This is a genomic window from Microbacterium sp. ProA8 (assembly GCF_039905635.1).
In the GTDB taxonomy this organism is placed as follows: domain Bacteria; phylum Actinomycetota; class Actinomycetes; order Actinomycetales; family Microbacteriaceae; genus Microbacterium; species Microbacterium chionoecetis.
On the sequence record NZ_CP157000.1, the window covers coordinates 641,650 to 665,608 of the forward strand.

Genomic DNA, 23,959 nt, shown 5'->3' on the forward strand with positions numbered 1-23,959 from the left:
CGAGGACATTCCTCGACGCCGCCACGGTGAGCGTCTAGACTGGCGCCCGTGTTGACCTGTCGGTGTTGTCGCCCCTGCTGCTGAAGCGTTCGCTTCGCGCAGGCCCCCGCGACCCCGACAACCTCCGCGCTCCTGCGCGGCAACACCACAGGAACTCATCGTGCACTACGCCCAGAGCGTCGCCGACCTCGTCGGCAACACCCCCCTCGTCCAGCTGACCCGAGTCACCGAGGGCATCGCCGCGACGGTGCTCGCGAAGGTCGAGTACTTCAATCCCGGCGGTTCCGCCAAGGACCGCATCGCGCGCCGCATCATCGACGCCGCCGAGCGCGACGGGAAGCTCATGCCCGGCGGCACGATCGTCGAGCCCACGAGCGGCAACACCGGCGTGGGGCTCGCCCTCGTCGCGGTGCAGCGCGGGTATCGCATGATCTTCGTCGTGCCCGACAAGTTCGCGGGTGCGAAGGTCGACGTGCTGCGGGCCTACGGCGCCGAGGTCGTGGTGACCGACACGAGCGTGCCGCCCGAAGACCCCCGCTCGTACTACAGCGTCTCCGACCGGCTCGTCCGCGAGATTCCGGGGGCGTTCAAGCCGAACCAGTTCGCGAACCCGAACGGGCCGCTGAGCCACTACGAGACGACGGGGCCGGAGATCTGGCGCGACACCGACGGCCGGGTGACGCACTTCGTCGCGGGCATCGGCACCGGCGGCACGATCACCGGCACGGGCCGCTACCTGCACGAGGTGTCGGGCGGCGCGGTGCGCGTGATCGGCGCCGACCCCGAGGGGTCCATCTACTCGGGCGGTCCGCTGCACGGATACCTCGTCGAGGGCGTCGGCGAGGACTTCTGGCCCGACAGCTATGACCCGGAGGTGCCCGACGAGATCCACCGCGTCGGTGACGCGGAGACCTTCGAGATGAGCCGTCGCCTCGCGCGCGAAGAAGGCCTGCTGGTGGGCGGATCGAGCGGGATGGCGGTCGTCGCGGCGCTGCGGACGGCCCGCGATCTACCCGCCGACGCGGTGGTCGTCGTGCTGCTGCCCGACCATGGGCGCGGCTACCTCAACCGCTTCTACGACGACGACTGGATGCGTGACCACGGCTTCGAGGTGAGCCGCGCCGAACCTCCGGTCGTTGAGCGAGCGAGGAACGAGCGAGACGAAACGCCTGCACCCGGCGCACACTCCGGCGCCGAGGCTCCCGTGGAGGTCCCGGTCGTTGAGCGAGCGCCCTTCGACGGGCTCAGGGACCGCGAGCGAGACGAATCGCCTGCGCGCGGCGCACACCTGGGCCCCGAGGCATCCGGAACCATTCCCGACGAAGGAGCACCCGCATGACCGAGCCCACGCACGACCACGGTTTCGAGACCCGCGCGGTGCACGCCGGGCAGGCGTTCGACCCGACCACCGGGGCCGTGATCCCGCCGGTGCACTTTTCCACCACGTACGCGCAGGACGGCATCGGCGGGCTCCGCGAGGGCTACGAGTACGGCCGCAGCGGCAACCCGACCCGCACGGCGCTCGAGACGCAGCTCGCCGCGCTCGAGGGGGGTGCGCACGCGCTGTCGTTCGCGTCGGGACTCGCCGCCGAGGACGCACTGCTGCGCGCGGCGCTCGAGCCGGGCGACGAGGTGCTGCTCGGCAGCGACGTCTACGGCGGCACGTATCGCCTCATCGCCCGTGTGCTGGGCGGGTGGGGCATCGGCGTGCGCGTCGTCGACATGAGCGACCTCGACGCCGTGCGCGCGGCCCTCGAGGAGCGCCCGGCGCGCATCGTGTGGGTCGAGACGCCGAGCAACCCGCTGCTGCGCATCACCGACATCGCGGGCCTCGCGCGGCTCGGGCACGACGCCGGCGCGCTCGTCGTCGTCGACAACACGTTCGCGTCGCCCGCTCTGCAGCAGCCGCTCGCCTTCGGCGCCGACGTGGTGGTGCACTCGACGACCAAGTACCTCGGCGGGCATTCCGACGTCGTCGGCGGCGCCCTGGTGCTGAACGACGAGGCCCTCTACGGTGAGGCGAAGTTCCTGCAGTTCGCCGTCGGCGCAGTCTCGGGCCCGCTCGACGCGTGGCTGACGACGCGCGGCATCAAGACGCTCGCCCTTCGCATGCAGCGTCACAGCGAGAACGCCCAGGCCGTGGCGGAGTTCTTGTCCTCGCACGACCGCGTCGCCCGGGTGTACTACCCCGGCCTGCCGTCGCATCCCGGGCACGAGCTCGCCGCCGCGCAGATGAGCCGCTTCGGCGGGATCGTCTCGGTGGCGTTGGCGGATGCCGCAGCCGCTCGCCGCTTCGCCGAATCGACGCGGCTGTTCCAGCTCGCCGAGTCGCTCGGCGGGGTCGAGTCGCTCATGAACTACCCGGACGAGATGACGCACGCGTCGGTCCGCGGCACAGAGCTCGCCGTCCCGCCCGAGGTGGTGCGACTGTCGGTCGGCATCGAGTCGGCCGCCGACCTCCTCGCCGACCTCGACCAGGCCCTCGCCGGCCTCTGACCCACGGTCGCGCGCGGCACCCGCGGCGCCCGTAGCCACCCGTTCACTTGCGCTATATGTACGCGAAACGGCGGGCGCGGCGTACGTATAGCGCAAGTGAACACGAGGGGAGAGCCGCGCGGGGGCCGGTGGCACGCGGGGTCCTAGGCTCGGGGGCATGACCGCGAGCCCCGGCATCCGTTCGTCCGTCCTCGCGGAGCCGCTGCGCATCGGCGCGGTCACGGTGCCGAACCGCATCATGCAGACGGCGCACTCGAAGCAGTACTCCGACCGCGTCGAGTCCGACCGCGAGACGGCGTACTACGTGCGCCGGGTGCGCGGCGGGTGCGGGCTGTTCGTCGCCGGCAACCACTTCGTGCATCCGACCGGGTCGATCCGCGGATTCGAGGACGCCTACCGCGCCGAGGGCGTCGCCGCGTCGAAGCGGATGACGGATGCCGTGCACGAGGCGGGCGCGAAGATCTTCGTCCAGCTCAACCACCACGGCGCGCAGGCCCAGCCCGACGGGCCCGACGGTCCGCGTGCGGTGTACGCCCCGTCGCGCGTGCTCTCGCCGTCGACCGCGCACGCCACCCGCGAGATGGACCGCGCCGACATCGCGGCGCTCGTCGAGGGCTGGGCGCTGTCGGCCGAGAACGCGCGGAACGGCGGGTTCGACGGCGTCGAGATCCACATGGCGCACGGCTATCTGCTGCACCAGTTCCTCTCGCCGCTCTACAACGCCCGTACGGATGAATATGGCGCCGGCGAGGACGGCGGCGACCTCGAGGGACGCACGCGGTTCCCGCGCGAGGTGCTGCGCGCGGTGCGGGAGCGGGTGGGCGACGACTTCACCGTGGGTATCCGCATCGTCGCGAACGAATTCCACCCCGACGGCATCGACGGCGCCGGCATGCGCGAGATCATCGCGCGGCTGCGGGCCGAGGCGCGCATCGACTTCCTCGACCTCGCCGCCGGCGGCTACCACAACGTCCACTACATCTTCCCGTCCTCGCCGATGCCCTACGCGTGGCTCCGCGACGACGTGGCGGCGGTGAAGGCCGCGAACCCCGATGTGCCGGTGTTCGGCGTCGGCGCCGCGCGCTCGGTCGAAGAGGCGGAAGAGGTCGTCGCCTCGGGCATCGCCGACATGGTGGCGCTCACCCGTGCGCAGATCGCCGACCCCGACCTCGGCCGCAAGCTGATCGGGCTCGAGCCGGTCGACGGCGCCGAGCGCGGCATCCGTCACTGCATCCGGCTGAATCAGGGATGCCTCGGCCGGGGCAGTCGGGGACTCGCGATGTCGTGCACGGTGAACCCGCTCGCCGGACGCGAGCTCGAACGCGGCGAGCGGCCGCGCGCGGCGTCGTCGCAGCGGTGGATCGTGGTCGGGGGCGGACCGGCCGGCATGCGCGCCGCCGTCGAGCTCGCGACCGACGGCCACGCCGTGACCCTGATCGAACGGGCGCAGGAGCTCGGCGGCCAGCTGCGGCTCGCTCGCCGCGTGACGGGGCGCGAGAGCGTCGGCCTGCTCGTCGACGACCTCGCGCGGGACCTCGCCGCGGCGGGCGTCGAGGTGCGTCTCGGCGTCGATGTCACCGCCGAGACGCTGCGCAGCGAAGCGGCGGACGGCATCGTGGTCGCCACCGGCGCCGTGGCACCGGCGAGCACGTCGCTCGCGCTGGGCGGCGCGTACGCCGGCGGTTTCCCCGCCGCGGGCACCATCGACGCCTTCGCCGCGGTGTCGCCGGAGGCGGGCAGGGCGCCGCTCGGACGGCGGATCGCGATCGTGGATGCCGACGGCACGGCGTACGCCGCCGGGGTCGTGCTGACGCTCCTCGAGCGCGTCGACGAGCTCGAGCTCATCACGCCCTTCGAGACGGTGTTCCCGCACATCGGCGCCGGGTACGACCGTCCCCTGCTGCTCGAGCGCCTGGGGGCGCACGGCGGCTTCCGGCGACGCCCGGCACACCGGGTGGAGGCGATCGAGCCCGGCGCGGTGACGGTGCGCGACACGCTCACCGGTGCCGTCGAGATGATCCCGGGCGTCGACGCCGTGGTCGCGATCGAGCCGCGAGCGGCGGTCGGCATCCCGGGGCTCACGGCGGACACTCTCCCCGCGCCTCTTCCGGGCGTCGCCGGCGCTGCGCCTGGAGCCTCCGGGCGCGTCGGCGCAGCCGCGCCGCGGGTCGTCGTGATCGGCGACGCCTTCGCCCCCCGCACCATCGACGCGGCGATCTTCGAAGCGGTCGAGCTCGCCTACGACGTCGCAGGGCTGGCGGTCCTCCGCGGCTGATCTTCCGTGGCCTCCATTCGTTCTCACGCCTGCGAACTCCGAGGGGTTCACTTGCGCTGAACGTACACGGATCGCACCGGGGCGCGTACGTTCAGCGCAAGTGAAGCGATTCACCGCACGGCGGTCGGGAGGCGGCCTTGCCAAGGCGGCGCGCCGCGGAGGCGGAGCCGCGGAGGCGGAGCCGCGGAGGCGGAGCCGGAGGCGGCGTCGTGAGGGCGGTGGCTACGCTGGGGCCGTGGACCCCGTCACCGCAACACTCGTCATCCTGGTGCTGGCGGTGATCGCGTTCGTGAGCAACCGCGTGCCGATCGGGATCGTCGCCATCGGCGTCGCGCTGGCGCTCTACTTCACGGGCGTGCTGACGCTGCCCCAGGCGCTCGCGGGGTTCGGCGATCCGACCGTGGTGTTCATCGCCGCGCTGTTCGTGGTGAGCGAATCGCTGGATGCGACCGGCGTCACCGCGTGGGCAGGGCAGAAGGTGATCGGCCGCGCCGGCACGAAGCGCACCACGCTCGTCCTCGTGACCGCCCTGCTGGTGGCGGGGCTGACGGCGCTCATCAGCATCAACGGCGCCGTCGCGGCGCTGCTCCCGCTCGTCGTCGTGGTCGCAGCCCGTGCGGGCATCGCCTCGTCGAAACTGCTGATGCCGCTCGCCTTCGCGGCCTCCGCGGGCTCGCTCCTGCTGCTCACCGGAACCCCGGTCAACATCATCGTGTCGGAGTTCGCCGCCGGCGCCGGGGGACGGGAGTTCGGGTTCTTCGAGTTCGCGCTCGTCGGCATCCCGGTGCTGCTCGGCACCCTCGTGATCCTGCTGCTCGGCGGCCGGCTGGTGCCGGAGCGGAAGGGCGCGATCATGCCCGTCGACCTGGTGCGGCACGCGCGCATGCTGCGTCAGCAGTATTCGCTGACGCTCGACACCGGCATGCTCCTCGGCCCGAACACCGGAGTGACCGAGGTCGTGGTGGCGCCGCGCTCGCCGCTGATCGGCACGCGCGTCTGCGCGGGCATGACGACGCCCGACGGCGACCTCGTCGTGCTGGCGGCGCGGCGCGGCGACGAGCACCTCAAGGGCACCGAGTTCATCGTCCAGTCCGGCGATGCCCTGCTGCTCCAGGGAGCGTGGGATGACCTGACCCGGCGGACGCAGGACCCCTCGGTGCTGGTGGTCGACGACCCGGCACAGCTGCGTCGGTCGGTGCCCCTCGGGCGCGGCGCGAAGCGGGCGATCGGCATCCTGCTCGCGATGATCGTGCTGCTCGCCACGGGGCTCGTGCCGCCGGCGGTCGCCGCACTGCTCGCGGCGTGCGCCCTCGTCCTCTCCCGCACGGTCACGGTGACGGCGGCGTATCACGCGATCTCGTGGACGACCGTCGTGCTCATCGCGGGGATGATCCCGCTGTCGACGGCCTTCATCAGCACCGGCACGGCCGACCTCGTGGCCGACGGCATGCTGTCCATGCTCGGCGGCGCCGGTCCCCATGTCGCACTGCTCGCCCTGTGCGGGATCACCGTCGTGCTCGGCCAGCTGATCAGCAACACGGCGACGGTGCTCATCGTTGCGCCGATCGCCATCTCGGTCGCACGGGCACTCGATGTGTCGGTGCAGCCCTTCATGATGGCGCTCGCCGTCGCCGGTGCTGCTGCGTTCCTGACGCCGATCGCGACGCCCGCGAACCTCATGGTGATGGAGCCGGCGGGGTACCGGTTCGGCGACTACTGGAAGCTCGGGCTGCCGCTCGCGCTGTTCTTCCTCGCCGTCGCCGTCTTCTACGTTCCGCTCGTCTGGCCGTTCTGACCGGTACGTCCTGTCTTGCGGGGTGCCGTTCTCGGCGACTCGCCAAGACCCGCCATCACGAGGCGCACTCCATGGCGATTCGCCAGAACCCGTCGGCGAGGGCGGCGCGCCGGACGGAACGCTCGGCCGTGACAGTCGCCAAGGATCACCATTTCCCGGGCACATTTCTGGCGACTCGCCAAAAGGCGCGCGGGGTGGTGCGCGACGCCCCGGTGGTTCGGGTCCACCGGGGCGTCGCGGGTTCTCAGGCGGCCGACCAGCCGCCGTCGCTGGCGAGGTTCTGGCCGTTGACGTTGACGCCGTCGTCGCTCAGCAGGAACGTGATCGAGGCAGCGAGGCGATCCGGGGTCACCGGAGCCACCATGACCGCCATGCCGGTGCGCACGCGGTCGGCACCCAGCGGCGAGTTGAACTTCGCCTCGATGTTGGTGATCACCGCGCCGGGAGCGACGGCGTTGACACGGATGCCGCTCGGTCCGTACATGAAGGCGCTCGACTTCGTGAGGCCGACGACGGCGTGCTTCGATGCGGTGTACGCTGCCCCGGCGGCCGAGCCGCGGAGGGATGCCTCGGACGAGATGTTCACGATCGAGCCGCTGCCCTGCGCGAGCATCGCCGGGATGACGGCGCGCATGAGCTTCATCGTGCCGGTGACGTTCACGCGGAACACGCGATCCCAGACGGCGTCGGTGACATCGCCGACCGGGGTCATGTCGTCCATGATCCCGGCGATGTTGGCGAGGGCGTCGATCCTGTCGCCGGCCGCCTCGATGATGCGGGCGACGCCCTCATCGTCGGTGATGTCGGCGGTGAGCGCGACGACGTCCGCTCCGGCGTGCGCGGCGACGAACTCGTCGAGGCGCTCCTGGCTGACGTCGACCGCGATCACGCGACCGCCTTCCCGCGCCACGCGCGAGGCGGTGGCGCGGCCGATGCCGGAACCGGCGCCGGTGACGATGACGGTCTGACCCGTGAAGCGACCCGAGGTGATCTTCTCGACCCACTCCGTCTTCGGGGTCTCGTCGGCGGGCTCGGCCGCGACGGCGTCGGGGTTGACCTGTGCGATCAGCGCATCGAGGGCCGCCTGCGGGAAGGCGCCGCCGCTCATGGCGACGAGGTTCGCGAGGGGGAGCGAGGCGATCGGCGCGAGTGCGTCGGCGCTCTGACCGCCCTGGGCGAGGAGGCCGCGCAGTGCGGCGCCGCCGGCCGGGTCGTCGAGCCAGGTCTGGATGGTGGACGCTCCGGTGAGCGGAGCGGTGGTGGTGCTCATGGCGTGTTCATTCCCTTTCTTCATGCAGTGTGGGCGGGCTGCGGGTCCGGGGCGGAGGAACCTTCGGGGCGGCTCCTACCGGACGGCATTGTCCGGTACTAGGCTACACCCGTGCCCAGCACCGCATCCCCCCGTGCGCATCCCCGCCAGAATCGTGGCCCCGCCGCCGCGGCCGACAACCGTCGCGCGCTCATCGCCGCCGCCCGCGAGGTCTACGCCGAAGGCGGACTCGGCGCGCCGTTCAGCGCCGTCGCCAAGCGCGCCGGCGTCGGGCAGGGAAGCCTGTACCGCCACTTCCCCGACCGCACGGCCCTGGCCGTCGCCGTCTTCGAAGACAACGTCCGCGACCTGGAGGAGTACACCTCCGACCCCGAACGCACCATCGACGACCTGTTCGGCCGCCTGGTCGACCAGGCGGTCGTCTCGACGGCGTTCATCGAGCTCCTCACCGCCGATCTGACCGACCCGCGGGTGGCCGTCCTGGGTGCCCGCTTCCAGGCCCTGGTGGAGCGCCTCGTCACCCGCGACCGCGCATCGGGCCGCCTCGGATCCCACATCGAGACCGACGACGTCACGCTCGCGGCGGGCATGCTGGCGACCGAGCTCGCCCGCGCAGATCCCGCACAGCGCCCTGTCGTCGCACGGCGGGCCCGCGCGCTTTTCGCCGCGGCATTCGCGCCGCGATGATCCGGCAGTAGGCTCCTGCCATGGGACGGTTCATCTACGACACGAACGCGAACTCGGTCGACATCGACGACCGCACCCTGGCACATCTGCGCATCGTGGTGATGAACAAGCTCCGCCGCTCCGAGCCGTTCATGTTCGACGTCGAGATCGGCGACGGCAGCGGCCGGCGGAGCTTCTGGATCCACCCCTCGGTGCCGATCCAGTTCCACTTCTTCGGCAGCCGTCAGCCGCGCATCAACCGCAAGTGGGTCGAGGAGCTCATGCTCGCCGCCAGCGGGCCGAGCGGGCTCACGATCCTTCCCGAACCGACCGAGGACGAAGAGCCCGCCCCGCCGGAGACGTCGTAACGGCCGGGCCGGCGCCGAGCGGAGCTCTCGCCCCGGGAGGGTCCTCGGCCGCGACGGGAGGCCGCGGCGCAGCGACGGCTACCCGTTGACGTCGTCGGCCGTGACCTCGGTGCCGCCGACGGTGAGGCGGTCGACGTCGATGTGATCGACGTCGACCTTGCCGAGCGAGAGGTCTGCCCCGTCTCCGAGGCCGGCTGCGGCATCCGGCACCTCCACCGGGCCGGTGTCGAAGTGCTCGGCGACGAGCAGGATGCCGCCGGTCGAGCTGGCCGAGTTCGCGAGCTCCTCGATCCAGTCGCGGCTGAGCTGCGTGGGCTCGGGATCGTCGAAGACGAACCGGAGCGGAATCGACGGGTGCAGCCAGATCGTGCTGCGCCCGCGAGGCTGGTCGTCGGGGTGGGTCCACGAGACGGTGAAGCTCTCATCGCGTCGCAGCTTGGTCGCTATGACGACTTTGAGGTGCGCCAGCGCGCGGTCTTCGATGTGAATCGGCATCGCGCCGCCGCCGTAGTAGATCGTTCCCACGCGCCAACAATAACCCGCGGCGGCGCATGTTACCGCCTCAGAGTCGCGTCCACGCCTCCGTGAGCACGCTGCGGAGGATCTGCTCGATCTCGTCGAACTCCTTCGGCCCGATGGTGAGCGGCGGCGCGAGCTGGATCACGGGATCGCCGCGGTCGTCGGCGCGGCAGTACAGACCGGCGTCGAAGAGACCCTTCGACAGGAACCCGCGCAGGAGCCGTTCGGACTCGTCGTCGTCGAAGGTCTCCTTCGTCGCCTTGTCTTTGACGAGCTCGATCCCGAAGAAGTAGCCGTCGCCGCGCACGTCGCCGACGATCGGCAGGTCGTTGAGCTTCTCGAGGGTGGACCGGAACACCGGCGAGTACTCGCGCACCCGCTCGTTGAGCCCCTCCTCCTCGAAGATGTCGAGGTTCTCGAGCGCGACGGCGGCCGAGACCGGATGCCCGCCGAAGGTGTAGCCGTGGTAGAAAGCGCGGTCGCCGTGGGCGAAGGGCTCGTAGATGCGGTCGCTCACGATGGTCGCGCCGATCGGGGAGTACCCGCTGGTCATCGCCTTCGCGCAGGTGATCATGTCGGGCACGTACCCGTAGGCGTCGCACGCGAACATGTGGCCGACACGTCCGAACGCGCAGATGACCTCGTCCGACACGAGCAGCACGTCGTACTTGTCGCAGATCTGGCGGACCCGCTGGAAGTACCCCGGAGGCGGCGGGAAGCAGCCGCCGGAGTTCTGCACCGGCTCGAGGAAGACGGCTGCGACGGTGTCGGGCCCCTCGAACTGGATCATCTCCTCGATGCGGTCGGCCGCCCACACGCCGAAGGCCTCGAGGTCGGCCGAGGGGGCGCCCATGTCGGCGGCCCGGTAGAAGTTGGTGTTCGGCACCCGGAAGCCGCCGGGGGTGACCGGCTCGAACATCTCCTTCATCGCCGGGATGCCCGTGATCGCGAGGGCGCCCTGAGGGGTGCCGTGATACGCGACAGACCGCGAGATCACCTTGTGCTTGGTGGGCTTGCCCTGGATCCTCCAGTAGTACTTCGCGAGCTTGAACGCGGTCTCGACGGCTTCGCCGCCGCCGGTCGAGAAGAACACCTTGTTGAGGTCGCCGGGGGCGTAGTCGGCGAGGCGGTCGGCCAGCTCGATGGCCGCCGGGTGCGCGTACGACCAGATGGGGAAGAACGCCAGCTGCTCGGCCTGCTTGGCGGCCACCTCTGCCAGTCGCCGGCGACCGTGTCCCGCCGCGACGACGAACAGGCCCGACAGGCCGTCGATGTACTGCTTGCCCTGCGAGTCCCAGATGTGGTGCCCCTCGCCCTTGACGATGATCGGCACCCCCGGGCCTTCGGTCATCACCGACTGGCGGGCGAAGTGCATCCAGAGGTGGTCTTTCGCCATCTGCTGCAGCTCCGACTCACTCCTCGCGGCGCGGTCGCTCCGCGCGGGGCGATCGGCGGGAGCCTGGCTGGTGGTCACGGACTGCGCGGTGGTGGACATGGAGGGCCTTCCGTCGGACGTGCTCCCACGCTACTCGCGTGCCCTGCGCGCCCGGTCGCGACGTTTCGTCCGGTTCGGATGCCGCGGCCGCCGGTCCGTCCGGATCCCGTGGCCCCGCGGCATCCGCTCTTCTCTGTAGCTCCGAGGTCTTCACCCCGTCGCTCAACAGGTCAACCGCGACTCCACAGGAGGTTGGAACGGTTCAACCTCCTGCGGAAGCGCGGTTGACCTATCGGGATCGGGTCGGGCGCGGAATCCGGGGACGCCGGGAGCGCTCAGGTGGAGCCGCGGGCGATGAGCTGTGTCGGGAGGACGATCGGCGAGGGCGGCAGCGCGACCCCGGCGGCGGCGTCGGTGAGCGCGGTGACGGCGGCCGCCGCCATCTCGCGGATCGGCTGGCGGACGGTCGTGAGGGGAGGGGTGAGCCAGCGTGCGCCGCGCAGGTCGTCGAATCCGACGACGAGCACGTCGTCGGGAATGCGCCGCCCGGTGGCCGCGGCGGCGGCGTACACGCCCGCGGCCATCTCGTCGGAGCAGGCGAAGACGCCGAGCCGTTCGCCGGGACGCAGACCGCGCAGCATGGGCAGGGCGGCCTCGCGGGCCGAGGCTCCGCCCCAGTCGGCCTGCACCGCCGTCAGGTCGGCGTCCGGGCGGACGAGGCGCAGCGCCTCGCGGAAGCCGGTGTTGCGCGCGCGACCGTACCGATACGGCGGCGACCCGAGCACGACCGCGAATCGCGTGGCCCCGCGTTCGACGAGGTGCATCGCCGCGGCGGCGGCGCCCTCGCGGTCGGTCGTGCGCACGCTCGTGAGACCGCGCGACGTCTCGGCCTGCGGATCCATGAGCACCACCGGGATCTCGGCGTCGTTCAGCGCCGCCAGCTGCGACGCGGTCGGCGAGATGAGCCCGAGCACCACTCCCGCCGATCCGCGCCGGCGGATCCGCATGGGCCAGTCGTCGTCGGGGGTGTCGCGCTCCTCGGTCAGCACGAGGTCGTAGCCGGCGGCGGCCGCGGCGCTGCGCGCGCCCGCGGTCACCTCGTCGGAGTAGGCGTTGTGGAACCAGCCGAGCACCAGGTCGACCAGGCGCGCCGACCCCGGCGGGCGTCCGCCCACGGCGGGGTCGCGGGTGTACCCCAGCGCGCGGGCGGCGGCCAGCACCCGGCGCCGGGTCGCGGGCGCGAGGTCGCCCCGACCCGACAGCGCGCGCGACGCCGTCGCGACGCTGACGCCGGCCGCCATCGCGACCGCGGCGAGGCTCACGCGCGCAGACACGGCACCACCTTCGCGCAGCACGAGGTTTTGCGCAACATTCTCGCAACGCCGTGTCCGCGGTGGCATCGTCTGTGGCTGGAAAGGGCACACCCGATGACGACGACGACATCGCCGCTGCGGATCGCACTGATCGGCACCGGCTTCATGGGCCGCATGCACACCCACGCCTGGCGCACCGCGCCGCGCTTCTTCGACCTGCCGCTGTCGGCGCAGCCGGTGCTGCTCGTCGGCCACCGCGCCGACGCGACCGCCGAGGCGGCTGCGCGCGGGGAGTGGCCGGAGCACACCGTGGACTGGCGTGAGGCCGTCGAGCGCGACGACATCGACGCGATCGACATCTGCACCCCCGGCGACACGCACGCCGAGATCGCGCTCGCCGCGCTGGCCGCCGGCAAGCACGTCCTGTGCGAGAAGCCCCTCGCGAACACGGTCGCCGAGGCGCAGGAGATGACGGATGCCGCGGCCGCGGCATCCGCTCGCTCCGGCGTCGTGGCCATGTGCGGCTTCAGCTACCGCCGCACGCCCGCGCTCGCCCTCGCCCGCCGGCTCATCGAGGAGGGACGCGTCGGCGAGATCCGCCACGTGCGCGCGCAGTACCTGCAGGACTGGCTGAGCGACCCCGACGCGCCGCACACCTGGCGACTCGACCGCGACCGGGCGGGGTCCGGTGCGCTGGGCGACATCGGGGCGCACAGCATCGACACCGCGCAGTGGCTCACCGGCCAGGACATCTCGGCGGTCTCGGCCACCGTCCGCACCTTCGTCACGTCGCGGCCGCGCCGCTCGGCGGTGGAGGGGCTCGGGGGCGTCGCCGCCGACACCGCCGACCGGCTGCCGGTCACCGTCGACGACGCCGCCGCCTTCACCGCCCGCTTCGACGGCGGCGCCCTCGGCGTCTTCGAGGCCACCCGCATGGCGACCGGCCGGCGAAATGCGAACCGCATCGAGATCAACGGCGACCGGGGCGCGATCGCGTTCGACTTCGAGCGCATGAACGAGCTCGAGGTGTACGACGCCGCCGACGACGACGCGCAGGGCTTCCGGCGCGTGCAGGTCACCGAGGCGCGGCATCCGTATGCCGGAGCCTGGTGGCCCGCCGGGCACGGACTGGGCTACGAGCACCTCTTCACGCACCAGGCGGTCGACTTCGTCCGCGCCGTTGCCGGCGAGATCCCGGTCTCGCCCACGTTCGCCGATGCGACGCAGGTGCAGCGCGTGCTGGCCGCGGTCGAGCGGAGCGCCGCCCAGGACAGCGTCCTCACGACGGTCGCCGAGCCCGGTCGTTGAGCGAGCTCGCGAGTCGAAACGCAGACACGAAACGCGCCGCACGCTGCGTCGACGGAGAGTCCAGGGCGTTTCGTCTCGCTTCGCGCGCTCAACGACCGGAGACGGCCCCTCGCATCGAACCAGAACCACACCCCACCGAAGGGAACCCCTCATGACCCGCACCGCCCTCGTCGTCCGTGGCGGATGGGACGGCCATCACCCGGTCGAGGCGACCGAGCTGTTCCTGCCGTTCCTCCGCGAGAGCGGCTTCGACGTCACGATCGAAGACGACCCCCAGGTGTACGCCGACGCCGATCGCATGGCCGCCACCGACCTCGTGCTGCAGTCCGTCACGATGTCGCAGGCGTCGAACGAGGCCGTGCGCGGGCTCCGCGACGCCGTGGCCGCCGGCACCGGGCTCGCCGGCTGGCACGGCGGCATCGCCGACTCGTTCCGTGCCAGCTCGGACTACCTCCAGCTCGTCGGCGGCCAGTTCGCCACCCACCCGTCGAAGCACCCCGACGAGGTCCACGGCGACCAGTCCGACAACTACCTCGACTACACCGTCGAGCTCACCGACCTCGGCCGCACGCACGAGATCATGGCCGGCATCGACGACTTCCGGCTGACCACCGAGCAGTACTGGGTACTGCACGACGATCTCATCGACGTGCTCGCGACGACGACCCACCCGGTGCAGCCCTACCACCCGTGGCACCGCCCGATCGTCTCGCCCGCAGTGTGGACGCGCGAGTGGGGTCAGGGCCGCGTGTTCGTGTCGACGCCCGGGCACAGCCTCGACGTGCTGCAGGACCCGAACGTCCGCACCATCATCGAGCGCGGACTGCTGTGGGCAGCACGATGACGCGCGGCGAGATGACGCTCGGCACGGGGCGCGCCGGCACAGCGCGTGACGTGGGCATCGTCGGGCTCGGGCACATCTCGGGTCAGTACCTCGAGACGCTCCAGGCGGCCACGGGGGTGCGCATCGTGGCCGTGGCCGACCTCGACGCCTCGCGCGCGCGGGCTGCGGCCGAGCGCATCCCGGGATCCCGGGCGCTCACCACCGACGAGCTCCTCGCCGATCCCGGCGTCGGCACGGTCCTCAACCTCACCATCCCCGCCGCGCACGCCGAGGTGGCGCTCGCCGCCATCGCGCACGGCAAGGACGTCTACGGCGAGAAGCCACTGGCGGCGACGTTCGCGGACGCTGCGCGGGTGACGGATGCCGCAGCCGCCGCGGGCGTCCGCGTCGGGAGCGCGCCCGACACCGTGCTCGGCACCGGCGTGCAGACCGCACGCGCGGCGATCGACGACGGGCGGATCGGGCGGCCGGTGTCGGCATCCGCGATGTGGATCTCGGCGGGCCACGAGTCGTGGCATCCGCATCCCGACTTCTACTACCGCGAAGGCGGCGGACCGCTCCTCGACATGGGCCCGTACTACGTCACCTCGCTCGTGCAGCTGCTCGGGCCCGTCGAGGCGGTGTCGGGCGCCGCGTCACGCTCGCGCGACGTGCGCGTGATCGGCACCGGGCCGCGGGCGGGGGAGCGCATCGGCGTCGACGTCGACACCCACCTCACCGGCATCCTGCATCACGCATCCGGAGCGATCTCGACCGTGACCATGAGCTTCGACGGCGTCCGCTCGACCGCGGCGCCCATCGAGGTGCACGGCGTCGAGGGGTCGCTGATCGTGCCCGACCCCAACATGTTCGAGGGTGACGTGCAGCTGCACGGCACCGGCGGGAGCGGCGCGTGGGAGACCCTCGAGCCGTCGGCGGGCTACGCGGACTCCGGCCGCGGCATCGGCCTGCTCGACTTCGTCGCCGGTCACGGGCGGGCCAGCGGGGCGATCGCGCTGCACGTGCTCGAGATCATGACGGCGCTCTCGGACTCGGCCGCGTCCGGCGCCCGCGTTCCGCTGCGCACCACCGCTGAGCGCCCGTCGCTCGTAACTCTCATCCCCGCATCCGACTGGAGAAATCTGTGACCACGGCCCGCGCCGTCATCGACCTCGACGTCCCCGGTGACGTCATCAGCCGTCACCTCTACGGCCACTTCGCCGAGCACCTCGGCCGCTGCATCTACGGCGGCTTCTGGGTCGGCGAGGATTCCGAGATCCCGAACGTGCGCGGCATCCGCTCGGATGTCGTCGAGGCGCTGCGGGCGCTCGGCGTGCCGAACCTCCGCTGGCCGGGCGGCTGCTTCGCCGACGAGTACCACTGGCGCGACGGCATCGGCCCGCGCGAGAGCCGTCCGCAGATGATCAACTCGCACTGGGGCGACGTGGTCGAGAACAACCACTTCGGCACGCACGAGTTCATGGACCTGTGCGAGATGCTCGGCGCCGACGCCTACGTGAACGGCAACGTCGGCAGCGGCACCGTGCGTGAGATGAGCGAATGGGTCGAGTACCTGACGCGCGCCGGCGACAGCCCCATGGCACGCCTGCGCCGCGAGAACGGCCGCGACGAGCCGTGGAAGGTGCCGTTCTGGGGCATCGGCAACGAGGCGTGGGGCTGCGGCGGCAACATGACCGCCGAGCAGTACGCGCTCGAGGCGCGCCGCTACGGCACCTTCTGCCGCAATCACGGCGGCAACGAGCTCTACCGCATCGCCGCCGGCGCGTCCGACGACGACATCACGTGGACGCGCGCGCTCATGGAATCGCTCGGATGCCTCACCTGCGGCTCGCAGCCGGAGCCGGTGTTCCAGGGCGTCTCGTTCCACTACTACTCTCACGCCGGTGCGGGCATCAACACCGAGCCGGCCACGTCGTTCACCGCCGACCAGTACTACGGCACGATGCGCAAGGCGATCGACGTCGAGCGCGTCATCCGCCGGCACGAGGCCGTGATGGACTCGTACGACCCCGACCGCAAGGTGGGTCTCATCCTCGACGAGTGGGGCACCTGGTGGAACGTCGAGCCGGGCACCAACCCCGGCTTCCTGTTCCAGCAGAACACCGTGCGCGACGCGCTGGTCGCCGCCGTGCACTTCGACGCGTTCCACCGTCACGCCGGGCGTCTCAAGATGGCGAACATCGCGCAGACCCTCAACGTGCTGCAGGCGATGATCCTCACCGACGACGACGGCGCCATGGTGCTCACCCCGACCTACCACGTGTTCGAGATGAACCGCGGGCACCACGACGCGACCGCCCTGGCCGCGCACGTGCTGTCGTCGCCGGCCGCGGCGGACGGTGTGCCGGGCCTCTCGGTCTCGGCCTCGACCCGTGACGGGTCGGCGCTGCTGTCGCTGTCGAACCTGTCGCTGGATTCGGCGTTGGACGTGCGTGTGGACCTGCGCGGACGCTCGGCCTCGGTGCGTCGCGCCCGGGTGCTCACCGGTACGGATGCCGCAGCCCACAACACTCCCGAGACGCCCGACGCCGTCGCGCCCGCCTCGCTCGAGGCGTCCGTCGACGCCGGGGTGCTGACCGTGTCGCTGCCGCCGCACTCCTTCGCGACCGTGGAGCTCGACCTGGCGTAGCCGCCGGCTCCGAGGCGTTTCGTCTCGGTCGCTGGCGCTCCCTCGCTCAACGACCGGGACCTTCCTCCCGGTCGTTGAGCGAGCGAGGAACGAGCGAGACGAAACGCCTGCAGCGCGGCGACGTGGCCGGGTCCGGCCACGGCGGGCTCGGCGACCCCTGAGCTGAGGTGCCGCGCCGGGCCGCGGCATCCGCTCGTGCGCTTCCGCGTTCAACGGGTCAACCGCGCTTCCACAGGAGGTTGGATCGATTCAGCCTCCTGTGGAGGGCCGGTTGACCTGTTGAACAGCACGACGGCACGAAGAAGGCCCCGCGGCGCACTGCCGCGGGGCCTTCTTCGCATCCGGCTCAGTGCACGGGCACGGCGTCGACGCCGGTCCGCACCGTCGCCGTCGCCACCCTCGGGTCGGCTGCGGAGACGACATGGACGTCGCCGGTCAGCTCGACCTGTACCTCGTCGTCGCGCACGGCGCACGAGGGGCCGACCCACAGATCGATCGAGCCGGGCTCGACGATGCGGCGACCCTCGCGTCCGGTGAAGGCCAGGCGCGCGGCCGGCACGGCGAAGCTCACCGACACGGACTCGCCCGGCTCCAGCGACACCCGCTGATACGCCAGCAGCTGCGCGACCGGCCGCGTCACCGACGCCACCCGGTCCCGCGCGTACAGCTGCACGACGTCCGTTCCGGGCCGGTCGCCGGTGTTGGCGATGACGACCGTGACATCCAGGATGCCGTCGGTCGCGGCATCCGTCGCCGTCAGCGATCCGCGCTCGAACGTGGTGTACGTCAGACCATGCCCGAACGGCAGGGCGGGGGTGTTGTCGGCGCTCGTGATCTCGGTGGGTCCGCCGAGCACCGGGTGCAGGTACGTGTACGGCTGCGCGCCCGCCGACCGGGGGAGCGACACCGGCAGGCGGCCCGACGGCTGCGTGCGGCCGGACAGGATCCGCGCGATGGCCGGGCCGCCCTCCTCGCCGGGGAAGAAGGCCTGCACGACCGCGCTCGCCGCGCCCGGGCCCTCGAGCATCCAGCCGATCGCATACGGGCGACCTGAGACGACCACGACGGTCGTCGGCGTGCCGGTGGCGATGACCGCCTCGACGAGGCGGCGCTGGACGCCGGGCAGCTCGAGGTCGTCGACGTCGTTGCCCTCGCCGACGGTGCCGCGGCCGAACAGCCCGGCGCGGTCTCCGACCACGACGATCGCGACCTCGGCGGCGGCCGCCGCCTCGACCGCGGCGGCGATCCCGCTGGTGTCGGGATCCTCGACCTCGCACCCGTGCTCCACCACGATGTCCGCGCCGGCGAACTGCGCCCGCAGCGCCTCGGCGATGGTCGGCATCTCGAACCCGAGCGGCGTGCCCGGGTGGTGTGCGAGCACGTGGTTCGCGAACGAGTAGCACCCCATCAGCGATTCGGCCGAGTCGGCGTTGGGGCCGATCAGCGCGATCCGCGCGGGAGCCGCGAGCGGCAGCACGCCGTCGTTGGTCAGCAGGACGACCGACTCCTCGGCCGCGCGCCGGGCGAGCGCCCGCAGCGCGGGATCGTCGAGATCCACCTCGGTGGGCGGCGTCTCGAAGTCGGCGTCGAGCAGGCCGAGCCGCTCCTTCTGCGCGAGCACGCGCAGCACGGCGCGGTCGACGAGCTCCACCTCATCGGGATGCGCGGCGAGCCGGACGTGCAGCGGCGCCGCGAACGCGTCGGCGGTCGGCAGTTCGACGTCGATCCCCGCGCGGAGCGCCAGCACGGCCGCTTCGCCCAAGTCGCCGGCGACGCCGTGCAGCGAGTGCAGGAACGCCACCGAGAAGTAGTCGGCGACGACGGTGCCCTCGAACCCCCACTCCTCACGCAGCAGGTCGGTCAGCAGGGTCGGGTCGGAAGCCACCGGGACTCCGTCGATCTCGGCGTACGAGTTCATGACCGACTGCACCCCGCCGTCGCGGATCGCCATCTCGAACGGCGGCAGCACGACGTCCTGCAGCCGCCGCCGGCCCATCTGCACCGGCGCGTGGTTGCGGCCCGCCTGCGACGCCGAGTACCCGGCGAAGTGCTTGAGGGTCGCATCGACGCCGGCCGACTGCAGCCCGCGCACGTAGGCGGTGCCGATCGTGCCGACGACGTACGGATCCTCGGCGATGCACTCGTCGACGCGTCCCCAGCGGGCGTCGGTCACGACGTCGAGCACGGGAGCGAGCCCTTGATGGATGCCGAGCTCGGCCATCGACCGGCCGATCGCCGCGCCGATCTCCTCGGTGAGGTCCGGGTCGAAGGCCGCGCCCCAGGCCAGGGGCGTCGGGAACGTCGCGGCCTTCCACGCCGCCAGACCGGTCAGGCACTCCTCGTGCACGATCGCCGGGATGCCCAGCCGGGTCCCGGTGCGCAGGCGCCGCTGCTCGGTCCAGAGCCACTCCGCCCGCGCGATCGGCTCCACGGGGCGCGTGCCGTACACGCGGGTGAGGTGACCGAGCCCGTGGGCTGTCGCCTCCTCGTAGGGTCCGGAGTTGCCGCGCTCACCCGCCATCGGGGCGACGACCTCGCCGCCCTTGTCGACCCAGTAGCCGACCAGCTGCGCGATCTTCTCATCCAGCGTCATCTGCGCGTGGAGGGACTGCACCCGCGGCGAGACCGCGGGCATGACGACGTCGCTCATCCCTTGACCGCCCCCGTCAGGCCGCCCACGATACGCCGCTCGAACAGGCTGAAGAACACCAGTGCGGGCAGCATCGACAGGGACGTGAACGCGAGCACCTTCGCGGTGTCCACCGAGTATTGCGACGAGAACGCCTGGACACCCAGGGGGAGGGTGAACTGGGCCTCGTCGTTCAGGATGAACAGCGGCAGGAGATAGCCGTTCCAGCTTCCGATGAAGGCGAGGATGCCGACGGTGATGACACCGGGCACCGCGAGCGGGAGCACCATCCGCCAGAAGAACGACAGGCGGCCGCATCCGTCGATATAGGCGGCCTCCTGGATCTCGTCGGGGATCGCCCGCAGGAACGGGACGAGGATGATGATCGTCGTCGGCAGCGCGAAGGCGATCTGCGGCAGGATGACGCCGGGCAGGGTGTTCATCAGACCGAGGTTGCGCACCACGATGTACAGCGGCGTGATCGCGACCGTGATCGGGAACATCAGGCCCGCGGCGAACAGCGCGTACAGCGCCCCGCGGCCGGCGAAGCTGTAGCGGGCGATCACGTAGCTCGCCATGAGTCCGAGGGCGACCGCGCCGACGGTCGTCGCGAGCGCGACCATCGTCGAGTTCGCCACCTCGGTCCAGAACAGTCCGCTGGTGAGCACGTCGACGTAGTTCTGCGGGTTCCAGCTCACCGGAAGGCCCGACGGATCCACCGTGATCTCGGAGTTCGTGCGGAAGCCGCCGATGATGATGTAGAGCACCGGTCCGAGCATCAGCGCGATGATGACCAGCGCGATGAAATACACCGCCGGGCTCCCCCAGGGGAGCTTGTTGACATCGCGACGGCGCCCGGGCACCGTGTCGCGGAGCGTGATGGTCCGGGTGCTCATCGAGTCCGTGGTGCTCACTTGACGCCCCTCTCTGTGATGGCACCCGCGGTGTCACGGCGCAGGATCGTGCGCTGGTAGATCAGGGCGACCACCAGCGAGATGACGAAGATGACGACGGCGACGGCACTGCCGTACCCGAAGTTGCCGGAGTTGCGTCCGGTCGCGACCATGTAGATCGCCATCGTGTTGGTGCCCGCGACGGACGACACGTACTGACCCCAGATGATGTAGACGAGGTCGAAGAGCTGCAGCGCGCCGATGATCGACAGGAAGGCCCAGATGCGCAGGGTGGGACCCAGCAGGGGCAGGGTGATGGTCCTCTGGATCTGCCAGTACGACGCGCCGTCGATCGCGGCCGCCTCGTACAGCTCCTGAGGGATCCCCTGGAGTCCCGCGAGGAAGAGGATGACGGCGAACCCGATGTACTTCCACGTGAGGATCGCCATGAGCGTCCAGATCGCGATACTGGGGTCGGCGAGCCAGTCCTGGGCGAGCCAATCGAGCCCGACCTTCTCGAGGAAGCCGTTCACCGCCCCGTTCGTGGCCAGCATGAGGCTGAACCCGGTGCCGACGATCACCTCGGCGATCACGTAGGGGACGAAGATGAGGACGCGGATCACGGACTGACCGCGCATCCGGCGGTTGAGCAGCAGCGCCAGCAGGATCGCGACCGGGCCCTGGAGCACGAGGGACGCGACGACGATGAAGGCGTTGTGGCCCAGCGCCTGCTGGAAGATCGGGTCGGTGAAGATCGTGACGTAGTTCTGCAGGCCGATGAAGTCGGTCGCCGGACCGAAGCCGGACCAGCGGAAGAACCCGTAGTACGCGGCCATGATGACCGGGAAGATCACGAAGCCGACGAAGAAGATCAGGGCCGGCCCCACCAGGATCATGACCTCGAGGCGGCCGGCCCAGCCTAGGCCTCGGGGGCGCCGGCGGCCCTGCGGCACCGACGGGGGCGGCGTGATGCCGCCCCCGTCGTGCTGTGCAAGACCGCGAGCGTCAGAAGACATCTCGCGGGTAGACACGATCAGCCCTGCTTGCCTGCCGCGTTGACCGCGTCGACGAGCTTCTGCGGGTCGCTGTTGCCGGCGAGCATGTCGACGACCGCCACGTTGAGCGCGTTGCCGACGTTCTGGCCGAGCACGGTGTCGAGCCACTGCGAGACGAACGGGGCGTTGTTGTACGCCTCGAGGATCTGCTGCAGGTACGGCTCGGTGACGGCCTCCTGCGCCACGGTGTTGACCGGCGGCGAGTTGAAGGCCTTGTAGTACGCGGTCTGCTGGTCGGCGCTGGCGACGAAGTTGAGGAAGTCCGCGCACTCCTTCGGAGCATCGACCGAGCACGAGTACCCGTCGACGCCGCCCATCATCGAGCCGGGCTCGCCGTCGCCGCCCTCGATCTCGGGGAAGGGGAACCAGGCGAGGTCGGGAAGCGGCTTCTCGTCGGGCGTCAGCGAGGCGATCACGCCCGGGTCCCACGCGCCCATGAGCTCCATGGCGGCCTGGCGGTTGGCGATGAGGCCGGCCGAGCTGCCGGCACCCTGCTGGGGCTCGGTGGTGAGGAACCCGTCGTTGAACGGGTCGATCGCCGCGAAGTCCTCGAGGTCCTCGCCGGCGCGCAGCCAGCACTCGTCGCTGAAGTCCTTCGTGTCGCCCGTCGCCTCGATGACCTCGGGGCTGCACTCGCGGATCGCGAAGAAGTAGTACCAGTGCGCGGCGGGCCAGGCGGCCTTCGCACCGAGGGCGATCGGCTCGATCCCGGTGCCCTTCAGGCTCTCCACCGCGGCCTTGAGGTCGTCGATGGTCTCGGGGTTCTCGGTGATCCCGGCGTTGTCGAAGGCATCCTGGCTGTAGAAGAAGCCGCCCGGCAGCACCGAGAGCGGCATCGCCCACACCTTGTCCTGGTAGGTCTCCGCAGCGAACGAGCCCTCGGGGATCTCGCTCTTGATGTCGTCCGCGATCAGGTCTGTCAGATCCATCAGCTGGCCGGCGTTGACCATCGCGGTCATCTTGCCGCCGCCGCGCTGCAGGAAGATGTCCGGCGCGTCACCCGCGTTGAGGGCGGTCTGCAGCTTGCCGTCCATGTCCTCGTTCTGGACCGACTGCATCTTGATCGTGACGCCGGGGTTCTCGTCCTCGAATGCGGCGATCGCGTCCTTCCAGAACTGCTGGCCAGGACCGGTCGTCGAGTTCTGCCAGAGCGTCATCTCGACGTCGCCGTCGGCGTTCTCGCCCGAACCGCCGGCACTGCAGCCGGCGAGCGCGAGCGCGCCGACGACGAGTGCTGCGGAACCCGCGAGGATTCTCTTGCCCATCATGTGATTCCCGTTTCTCTTCATCGAGGAGCACCTCTGCTCCGGGGTGCGGTGGTCGGCGCGAAGAAATCGCGCACTGCTCGGCGCTGCGACCGAGCAAGCAAAAGTGTGCGTGCGCAACAAATAGTTTGTCAAACGTTTTCGAAAACGGTTTCCATGCCGTTACGCTATCGAGATCATGAAGCGTCGTCCCACCATCACGGATGTCGCCGCGGCTGCCGGCGTCTCCGTCGCGACCGTGTCGAAAGCGGTCAACGGCCGCTACGGCGTGGCCAGCGAGACGGCCGACCGCGTCCTCGCTGTCGTCGCCGAGCTGGGGTACGAGTCGAGCCTCATCGCGAGCAGCATGCGCTCGCGCACGACCGGGGTCATCGGCGTCCTCGTCGCGGACTTCGAGCCCTTCAGCGCCGAGATCCTCAAGGGCGTGGGGCAGGCGCTGCGCGATTCGCGCTACGACCTGCTGGCGTACTCGGGCTCGCACAGCACGGCCGAGGGCTGGGAGCGCCGCTCCCTGTCGCGCCTCAGCGGCACCCTCATCGACGGCGCGATCATGGTGACGCCCACGGTGGTCAACGTCGGCACCGAGGTGCCGGTCGTCGCCATCGACCCCCACACCGGCCCGGCCGACCTCCCGACGGTCGAGTCCGACAGCTACGGCGGCGCGCTGCAGGCGACCCGGCACCTGCTCGAGCTGGGGCACGTCCGCATCGGCTTCATCGCCGGCCGGCCCGATCTGCGCTCGTCGATCGCGCGTGACGCCGGCTACCGGCGGGCGTTGACGGATGCCGGCATCACGGTCGATCCCGTGCTGGTGGGCTCGGGCAGCTACCGTCAGGACGCCGTCCGCGTCGCCGCGCTCGAGATGCTCCGTCGCGGCGACCGGCCGACCGCGATCTTCGCGGCGAACGACATCTCGGCGATGGAGATCGTGAAGGTGGCAGCGGAGCTCGGCCTCGGCGTGCCGCGCGACCTCTCCGTCATCGGATTCGACGACATTCCCGAGGCCTCCAAGTCGGCCCCCGCCCTCTCGACGGTGCGTCAGCCCATGCAGACGCTGGGCGCTGAGGCGGCCCGCCTGCTGCTCACGCTCATGGACGGCGACGTCCCGGCGGCGACGCACGTGACGCTTCCCACCCGGCTCATTCCGCGGGGCACGACCGCTCCGCCGCTCTGAAGGCGGCGGCTGCAGCTCAGTTCAG

General features: G+C 71.1%; 18 protein-coding genes and 1 pseudogene. 11 read left to right on the forward strand and 8 right to left on the reverse strand.

The window, feature by feature from the left end:
* Positions 1 to 160 precede the first annotated feature (160 nt).
* The 4 genes from ABG085_RS02840 to ABG085_RS02855 all read left to right on the forward strand — a co-directional run bounded on the left by ABG085_RS02840 (position 161) and on the right by ABG085_RS02855 (position 6,566).
* Positions 161 to 1,339: a pyridoxal-phosphate dependent enzyme gene (locus tag ABG085_RS02840; protein WP_347977936.1), complete on the forward strand. Its 1,179-nt coding sequence runs from the start codon at positions 161 to 163 to the stop codon at positions 1,337 to 1,339.
* Entirely contained in the window at positions 1,336 to 2,496 is a 1,161-nt protein-coding gene (locus tag ABG085_RS02845) for a cystathionine gamma-synthase (protein ID WP_347977937.1), read from the forward strand. The genes ABG085_RS02840 and ABG085_RS02845 overlap by 4 nt, the downstream gene beginning before the upstream one ends.
* Positions 2,497 to 2,653: 157 nt before the next feature.
* Positions 2,654 to 4,771 carry an NAD(P)-binding protein gene (locus tag ABG085_RS02850; protein ID WP_347977938.1) on the forward strand — a complete coding sequence of 706 codons (2,118 nt, stop codon included), beginning with the start codon at positions 2,654 to 2,656 and terminating at the stop codon, positions 4,769 to 4,771.
* 235 nt (positions 4,772 to 5,006) lie between these two features.
* The gene (locus tag ABG085_RS02855; protein WP_347977939.1) at positions 5,007 to 6,566 is read left to right on the forward strand and encodes an SLC13 family permease; all 1,560 of its coding nucleotides are present in this window, start codon (positions 5,007 to 5,009) and stop codon (positions 6,564 to 6,566) included.
* 244 nt (positions 6,567 to 6,810) lie between these two features.
* Here ABG085_RS02855 and ABG085_RS02860 read toward each other — a convergent pair whose 3' ends face one another.
* Positions 6,811 to 7,836 (reverse strand): SDR family NAD(P)-dependent oxidoreductase, encoded by a 1,026-nt coding sequence (locus tag ABG085_RS02860; protein ID WP_347977940.1) that lies wholly within the window; start codon positions 7,834 to 7,836, stop codon positions 6,811 to 6,813.
* Between the two features lie 111 nt (positions 7,837 to 7,947).
* Between ABG085_RS02860 and ABG085_RS02865 the strand changes: the two genes are divergently transcribed.
* Positions 7,948 to 8,523 (forward strand): helix-turn-helix domain-containing protein, encoded by a 576-nt coding sequence (locus ABG085_RS02865; protein ID WP_347977941.1) that lies wholly within the window; start codon positions 7,948 to 7,950, stop codon positions 8,521 to 8,523.
* A gap of 20 nt (positions 8,524 to 8,543) precedes the next feature.
* Entirely contained in the window at positions 8,544 to 8,870 is a 327-nt protein-coding gene (locus ABG085_RS02870) for an ATP-dependent DNA ligase (protein WP_347977942.1), read from the forward strand.
* A 234-nt stretch (positions 8,871 to 9,104) separates the two neighbouring features.
* On the opposite strand, the pseudogene ABG085_RS02875 reads toward ABG085_RS02870, so the two are convergent.
* The 3 genes and pseudogenes from ABG085_RS02875 to ABG085_RS02885 all read right to left on the reverse strand — a co-directional run.
* Positions 9,105 to 9,395 (reverse strand): annotated as a pseudogene (locus ABG085_RS02875) (hypothetical protein); the annotation flags it as partial.
* Between the two features lie 37 nt (positions 9,396 to 9,432).
* Positions 9,433 to 10,884 carry an aspartate aminotransferase family protein gene (locus tag ABG085_RS02880; RefSeq protein WP_347977943.1) on the reverse strand — a complete coding sequence of 484 codons (1,452 nt, stop codon included), beginning with the start codon at positions 10,882 to 10,884 and terminating at the stop codon, positions 9,433 to 9,435.
* A 275-nt stretch (positions 10,885 to 11,159) separates the two neighbouring features.
* Positions 11,160 to 12,158: a substrate-binding domain-containing protein gene (locus ABG085_RS02885; RefSeq protein ID WP_347977944.1), complete on the reverse strand. Its 999-nt coding sequence runs from the start codon at positions 12,156 to 12,158 to the stop codon at positions 11,160 to 11,162.
* A 93-nt stretch (positions 12,159 to 12,251) separates the two neighbouring features.
* Between ABG085_RS02885 and ABG085_RS02890 the strand changes: the two genes are divergently transcribed.
* The 4 genes from ABG085_RS02890 (at position 12,252) to ABG085_RS02905 (ending at position 16,918) form a co-directional block, all read left to right on the forward strand.
* Positions 12,252 to 13,445 carry a Gfo/Idh/MocA family oxidoreductase gene (locus ABG085_RS02890; RefSeq protein ID WP_347977945.1) on the forward strand — a complete coding sequence of 398 codons (1,194 nt, stop codon included), beginning with the start codon at positions 12,252 to 12,254 and terminating at the stop codon, positions 13,443 to 13,445.
* A gap of 151 nt (positions 13,446 to 13,596) precedes the next feature.
* The gene (locus ABG085_RS02895) at positions 13,597 to 14,289 is read left to right on the forward strand and encodes a ThuA domain-containing protein (protein ID WP_347977946.1); all 693 of its coding nucleotides are present in this window, start codon (positions 13,597 to 13,599) and stop codon (positions 14,287 to 14,289) included.
* Positions 14,286 to 15,416, forward strand: a complete 1,131-nt coding sequence (locus ABG085_RS02900; RefSeq protein ID WP_347977947.1) for a Gfo/Idh/MocA family oxidoreductase — start codon at positions 14,286 to 14,288, stop codon at positions 15,414 to 15,416. Before ABG085_RS02895 ends, ABG085_RS02900 begins: the two co-directional genes overlap by 4 nt.
* Positions 15,413 to 16,918, forward strand: a complete 1,506-nt coding sequence (locus ABG085_RS02905) for an alpha-L-arabinofuranosidase C-terminal domain-containing protein (protein ID WP_347977948.1) — start codon at positions 15,413 to 15,415, stop codon at positions 16,916 to 16,918. The genes ABG085_RS02900 and ABG085_RS02905 overlap by 4 nt, the downstream gene beginning before the upstream one ends.
* Positions 16,919 to 17,264: 346 nt before the next feature.
* Here the strand turns inward: ABG085_RS02905 and ABG085_RS02910 are convergent, their stop codons facing one another.
* The 4 genes from ABG085_RS02910 to ABG085_RS02925 are packed head-to-tail and all read right to left on the reverse strand — an operon-like array spanning position 17,265 to position 22,763.
* Entirely contained in the window at positions 17,265 to 19,568 is a 2,304-nt protein-coding gene (locus ABG085_RS02910) for a glycoside hydrolase family 3 N-terminal domain-containing protein (protein WP_347977949.1), read from the reverse strand.
* The gene (locus ABG085_RS02915) at positions 19,565 to 20,443 is read right to left on the reverse strand and encodes a carbohydrate ABC transporter permease (RefSeq protein WP_347979268.1); all 879 of its coding nucleotides are present in this window, start codon (positions 20,441 to 20,443) and stop codon (positions 19,565 to 19,567) included. Before ABG085_RS02915 ends, ABG085_RS02910 begins: the two co-directional genes overlap by 4 nt.
* Positions 20,444 to 20,457: 14 nt before the next feature.
* Positions 20,458 to 21,456, reverse strand: coding sequence for a sugar ABC transporter permease (locus ABG085_RS02920; RefSeq protein WP_347977950.1), 999 nt, complete (start codon positions 21,454 to 21,456; stop codon positions 20,458 to 20,460).
* 17 nt (positions 21,457 to 21,473) lie between these two features.
* Complete coding sequence (locus ABG085_RS02925; RefSeq protein ID WP_347977951.1) at positions 21,474 to 22,763, reverse strand: extracellular solute-binding protein; 1,290 nt, start codon at positions 22,761 to 22,763, stop codon at positions 21,474 to 21,476.
* Positions 22,764 to 22,938: 175 nt separating this feature from the next.
* Here ABG085_RS02925 and ABG085_RS02930 point away from each other — a divergent pair, with 175 nt between their 5' ends.
* A complete protein-coding gene (locus ABG085_RS02930) occupies positions 22,939 to 23,934 on the forward strand; it encodes a LacI family DNA-binding transcriptional regulator (protein WP_347977952.1) in 996 nt (331 codons plus the stop codon).
* The last annotated feature ends 25 nt before the right edge of the window (positions 23,935 to 23,959 follow it).

Bases quoted from the DNA above. Each gene is read 5' to 3' on its own strand.
- ABG085_RS02845 (WP_347977937.1), top strand. From the start codon at position 1,336: ATGACCGAGCCCACGCACGACCACGGTTTCGAGACCCGCGCGGTGCAC.
- ABG085_RS02850 (WP_347977938.1), top strand. From the start codon at position 2,654: ATGACCGCGAGCCCCGGCATCCGTTCGTCCGTCCTCGCGGAGCCGCTG.
- ABG085_RS02860 (WP_347977940.1), bottom strand. From the start codon at position 7,836: ATGAGCACCACCACCGCTCCGCTCACCGGAGCGTCCACCATCCAGACC.
- ABG085_RS02870 (WP_347977942.1), top strand. From the start codon at position 8,544: ATGGGACGGTTCATCTACGACACGAACGCGAACTCGGTCGACATCGAC.
- ABG085_RS02880 (WP_347977943.1), bottom strand. From the start codon at position 10,884: ATGTCCACCACCGCGCAGTCCGTGACCACCAGCCAGGCTCCCGCCGAT.
- ABG085_RS02890 (WP_347977945.1), top strand. From the start codon at position 12,252: ATGACGACGACGACATCGCCGCTGCGGATCGCACTGATCGGCACCGGC.
- ABG085_RS02895 (WP_347977946.1), top strand. From the start codon at position 13,597: ATGACCCGCACCGCCCTCGTCGTCCGTGGCGGATGGGACGGCCATCAC.
- ABG085_RS02900 (WP_347977947.1), top strand. From the start codon at position 14,286: ATGACGCGCGGCGAGATGACGCTCGGCACGGGGCGCGCCGGCACAGCG.
- ABG085_RS02910 (WP_347977949.1), bottom strand. From the start codon at position 19,568: ATGAGCGACGTCGTCATGCCCGCGGTCTCGCCGCGGGTGCAGTCCCTC.
- ABG085_RS02915 (WP_347979268.1), bottom strand. From the start codon at position 20,443: ATGAGCACCCGGACCATCACGCTCCGCGACACGGTGCCCGGGCGCCGT.
- ABG085_RS02920 (WP_347977950.1), bottom strand. From the start codon at position 21,456: ATGTCTTCTGACGCTCGCGGTCTTGCACAGCACGACGGGGGCGGCATC.
- ABG085_RS02925 (WP_347977951.1), bottom strand. From the start codon at position 22,763: ATGATGGGCAAGAGAATCCTCGCGGGTTCCGCAGCACTCGTCGTCGGC.
- ABG085_RS02930 (WP_347977952.1), top strand. From the start codon at position 22,939: ATGAAGCGTCGTCCCACCATCACGGATGTCGCCGCGGCTGCCGGCGTC.